The following is a 4520-nucleotide window of genomic DNA, read 5'->3' on the forward strand; positions in this document are numbered from 1 at the left end:
CCCGGATGTAAAACCGGAAACAGAAATTGACTTTCAACAAAAGGAGCAATTGCGACTGTTGTTGGAAGAGCAGAAGCCTTATCTGGACCCAGAATTGAGTTTGCCCAAGCTGGCCGAAATGATGGCGTGCAGCACCCACGAATTGTCCCACCTGATCAACCAGGGTTTTGAACGCAATTTTTACCAACTCATCAATGGGTATCGGGTTGAAGAAAGCAAACGCTTGTTGGTGAATGAGCAGTTGCTGCACCTCAATATACTGGCCATCGGTTTTGAAGCAGGGTTCAACTCCAAAACGACCTTCAATACCACATTTAAAAACCAAACCGGCATGTCACCGTTGGAATACCGCAAGCAACAGGAATCTGCCAAACTCGAGGTTAACCAGCCATCGAAACACCAATGATTTTTCCAATTCCAAAGGTGATAGCTGCCGCAATCAGACCAAATACCACTTGTCGCATCCCGGAAAACCACACACTTTTTCCGGTAAATAAGGTGATGGCTGCGCCAATGCCAAATAAGCCCAGTGCACTCAAAATGGTACTGTACAAGATTGCCCTGAATCCATTGGTAAACAAAAACGGAATGACTGGAATAACCGCGCCAATCGCAAAAAGCACAAAGGAATAAAGGGCAGCCTCGATGGCCGAGCCTTTCAATTCTTCAGGATTGATGCCCAATTCTTCTTCGATCAGGATTTGGTGGGCCTTGGTGGTATCCTGCATGATTTCTTCCGCCATTTTATCGGCTTGGGCTTTGTCGATTCCTTTGGTTTGGTAGATCAGCGAAAGCTCTTGCATTTCTCCGGCAGGATTGGTTTCCAGTTCTTCGAGTTCGATTTGCATTTGATTCTCGAACAATTCCTGGGAACTTTTTACCGAAATCCATTCCCCCAAAGCCATTGACAGTGCGCCGGCCAGCAAACCCGCCAATCCGGCCACCAACACCCCGCTTTGCCCATCGCTGGCCCCGGCTACGCCCATAACCAGGCTGAAGTTGGACACCAGGCCATCGTTTCCACCCAACACCGCTGCCCGCAGGGCATTGCCTCCCACGGAGCGGTGACGGCTTTCGAATTTGGTGATGGCTTTGCTGCCTACCTTGGAATCATTGTCCAGGATATTGCGCAGGATTTTTACATGGTTGGTTTCGGTGCCTGAAATGGGGAGCTTGTTTTGCTTTTTGGCCGCAAGCACGGCATTTGAAATGCTTTTTTCCGTGTCCATCAAGACCCCCAAGACATAGTCGTACCCAAAAATCCGGCCAATGGAGTTGAGCGTTCGGGCCCTGCGGGAAGGCAAGGGCATTTTATCTGGACTGATTGCTTGTGCTTTCAAAAAAGCAATGGCATGGCCTTTTTCAATTTCACTCATTTCCGCAAAAACCTTGGCAATGGCTGTGTCGGGTTCATTTTCGGCCAACTTGAGGTAGAGGTAACTGGCGTCTACTTCGGTTTGAATACTTTTCAGGTTCATGGTATGGTGGGTTAGTTCAGATGAGTTAGAGGGAGCTTTCTTTCAATACCAGGAGCGCTTGAGGCCCGGTGCAGAAAAGCAAATCCAAGATACTCAAATTTGGCAAGAATGTGTATTTGTGGCTAAATACTTGCAAGTAGGAACTTGGGGTAAAATGAGGATCCATCTCCAGCGCAACTTTGGGGGAAATGAGCTGACGCAAATCCAGCATCCCTTCAGGAGTGCTAAACCAATAATCTTCCGTGTAGGCTATTTCCTTGCGCAAATTCAGCAACTTGAGAAAAACCTTGAGCAAGGCCGCATTGTATTCTGCCAGAAATTCATACCGCTTGACTCCTCCCAGATAGGGTTCCAGAAAAGCGGCATATTCCTCAAAATAGGGCGCACTTCCGTAAGCATAGGAGATGGCTTCCCATTGTTTGGCAGGCCAGTCGGTTTTGTAATCAATCCGCACTTCCCAGATTGGCGTTTGATGATTTTTACCTTTTACCAATGGAACCGACAGGCGCAACAGGCCATTGGCCGAGGCAATGTGGCAACGGTTGCGGTAACTGCCTTTTTGGTAATTTTCCTTGTGTTCGATCCAGATTTTGTCGTAGTGCAAAAATTTCGCGAAGTATTGCACCGGAGGACAAAACTGACTGGTCAACAAAGCAGTAGGGTATTCATGCATGGATTCTAGCGCAATAAAGTTGTTTGTCCTCGCCGGATTTCGCTGTACCCATCGGGATAAACCGCTTCCAGAAACCAAATGTATACACCTGGATTGAGGGCTGTTTCCCGATAGGTGCCATCCCAACCTTTGGGGTCGTTGATGTCAAAATTTTCGCGGAGATAAATGACCTCACCCCAGCGGTCAAACACCTTAAAGGTTTTGATTTTGACCCCATTTTGGCCATGCACCAGCAATTCGTCGTTGTTGGTGTCGCCATTGGGCGTAAAACCCGTAGGAACCAGCACAATGCGCTGTTTGCGTACAAATACCCGCACGAGGGCCGTGGCTTCGCAGCCTTTCTCATCTGTTGCCAGCACGCGGTAATCTACTCCATTTTGGGTACGTACGGTAGGCGAGGCGCAAGAATCGCAGCTTAGGGTATTGGTAAATGGATCTTCCCAGACGTAGGTCACTTTTCCCTGGTTGTTGCTTACTTCCGCATTTAGCTTAATGGTGTCGCCCAATTGGATGGTATAGCTGCTGTTGTCGAGGTCGATAGACAAGGCCGGTTTCTGCTTGATCTCAGCCGGTTCAAAAATGATGCAACCATTGGCATCTTTGATGTATACATCGTATTTGCCAGCTTTAAGTCCAATGGCGCTAAGGGTAGGACGGTAATTGCCCTGATTGAGGCTCAATAGATAAGGTGGCTTGCCTCCTGCCGGTGCCGCAACAATAGAGCCATCCAAGTCTCCATTGCAGGTAGGATCCTGGGTTTTTAAGTTCAATTTAATTTGATTAGGGTTAGGAATACTTACGTTGCTTACATTGGTACATCCTTTGGTGTCCGTGATGGTGACTTGGTAAGTTCCGCCTCTGGCATTGCCCAAAAAAGTACTTGTATTGCCAGTGTTCCATTTGTATTTGTACCCAGGATTCCCACCAGATGCACTGATTGAAGCGCGCCCGGTAGAGTCTCCAAAACAAATTGGGCCTGAAGCTTGTATCAAAACTTGGATAGGTTTGGGTTCTTTTACTTCCACCGCCCCAATTCCAAAGCAACCAAAATCGTCGGTGACGGTCACCGCATAAATGCCAACACTGAGTCCAGTGACTCTAGCGGTAGTCTGGTTGTTGGCTTTGGCGTCCCATTTGTAGGTGAAATTGCGGGTATCGGCCAGAATGTTGCGCACGGTGGCGCTGGCATTGGTGCCTCCATTGCAGGACAATGTATCCGCGACAATGTCAAAAGTGATGGCGCGTGGTTGCCTGACTGTACGTGTGCCTACCGCGGTACAACCTTGCGGGTCGGTGATGGTGACGGTGTAGGTTTCATCTCCCCGCAAACCTCTAATGATTTGTCCGGTTTCGCCATTGCTCCAGCGAAATTTGAATTGATTCAAATCCGCACTGGGGCGACCGAGGATCAAATTGATGCCAATTGCGCCGTTAGACCCACCAAAACAGGAAGGCTGAGAAATGATGGTATTGGGTTCCATAGTTGGCAAATCCTTGAGCTTAATGGAACTGGTTTGGGCGCAGCCCGTACCGTCGGTGACGGTAACCGAAAAATTCAACGAATCCAATCCGCTGATTTCTTCCGCATTCTGCCCATTGCTCCATTGATAAGTGAATGGAGCCCCGGAACCCCCAACGGGAAGTGCCTTGGCCATATTCTGCTTGAGGCTATAGCAGCCAAATCGTGTTTGATCAATGCTGAGGGTCAGGGCATTAGCGGGTTCGATAATGATGGCCCGACCTTCGGTGGTACAATTGTTGGCATCCGTTACGGTTACGCCATATGAACCCGCACTCAGTTGGGTGGCAATGGTGTCGGTGGGTTTTGTCGTTTCCCAATTGAAGCGATAAGCACCCGTTCCGCCACTGACCCTTACCGTGGCTTGCCCGTCGTTGCCGCCTTTGCACTTGATTGGCCGGGAAATGATTTGCAGGCTAAGTGCTTTTGGTGCAACAATGCTGATGTTTTGGGTGACGCTGCACCTATTTGAATCACTGACAATTACCGCATATTGCCCAGCTGCCAATGAATTGGCATTGCGATTGATTTGCCCCTGAGGATCGTTCCACTGGTAAGACAATGCACCTGTTCCCCCTTTGGCAATTACAGTAGCCTGGCCATCCCGCTTATCGGCACAAGACGGTTGTTGCAACCGAACAGAATCTACGGTCAATTGAATGGGCGCTTTGATGTTGCGGCAATCGGACACTACACAACCATTGGCATCACTAACAGAAACACAATAATTGCCAGCCCGCAAATTGGCCAGTCGATTTATGGTGACGCCATTGGACCAACGGTAATTCAAATTGCCTGTACCTCCAAAAGCGGTAGCAATGAGGCTGCCATCTGCTACGCCAAAACAGGT

Annotated in this window: 4 protein-coding genes; 1 reads left to right on the top strand and 3 read right to left on the bottom strand. The window is 48.9% G+C overall.

The features are described from left to right. Positions 1-406, top strand: a 406-nt coding sequence (locus ABW391_RS28645; protein ID WP_353485333.1) for a helix-turn-helix domain-containing protein, incomplete at its 5' end; no start/stop codon positions are given. On the opposite strand, the gene ABW391_RS28650 is transcribed toward ABW391_RS28645, so the two are convergent. The 3 genes from ABW391_RS28650 to ABW391_RS28660 form a co-directional block, all read right to left on the bottom strand. Beyond that, the gene (locus ABW391_RS28650; protein WP_353485334.1) at positions 381-1478 is read right to left on the bottom strand and encodes a VIT1/CCC1 transporter family protein; all 1098 of its coding nucleotides are present in this window, start codon (positions 1476-1478) and stop codon (positions 381-383) included. The genes ABW391_RS28645 and ABW391_RS28650 overlap by 26 nt on opposite strands. 25 nt (positions 1479-1503) lie before the next feature. After that, the gene (locus tag ABW391_RS28655; protein ID WP_353485335.1) at positions 1504-2151 is read right to left on the bottom strand and encodes a WbqC family protein; all 648 of its coding nucleotides are present in this window, start codon (positions 2149-2151) and stop codon (positions 1504-1506) included. A 5-nt stretch (positions 2152-2156) separates the two neighbouring features. After that, on the bottom strand, positions 2157-4520 hold a 2364-nt coding region (locus ABW391_RS28660; RefSeq protein ID WP_353485336.1), incomplete at its 5' end, for a T9SS type B sorting domain-containing protein.

The organism is Haliscomenobacter sp. (assembly GCF_040403615.1).
Taxonomy (GTDB): Bacteria; Bacteroidota; Bacteroidia; order Chitinophagales; family Saprospiraceae; genus Haliscomenobacter.

What these genes read in the sequence shown, in the direction of transcription:
- ABW391_RS28650 (WP_353485334.1), bottom strand. Translation starts at nt 1,478, where the DNA reads ATGAACCTGAAAAGTATTCAAACCGAAGTAGACGCCAGTTACCTCTAC.
- ABW391_RS28655 (WP_353485335.1), bottom strand. Translation starts at nt 2,151, where the DNA reads ATGCATGAATACCCTACTGCTTTGTTGACCAGTCAGTTTTGTCCTCCG.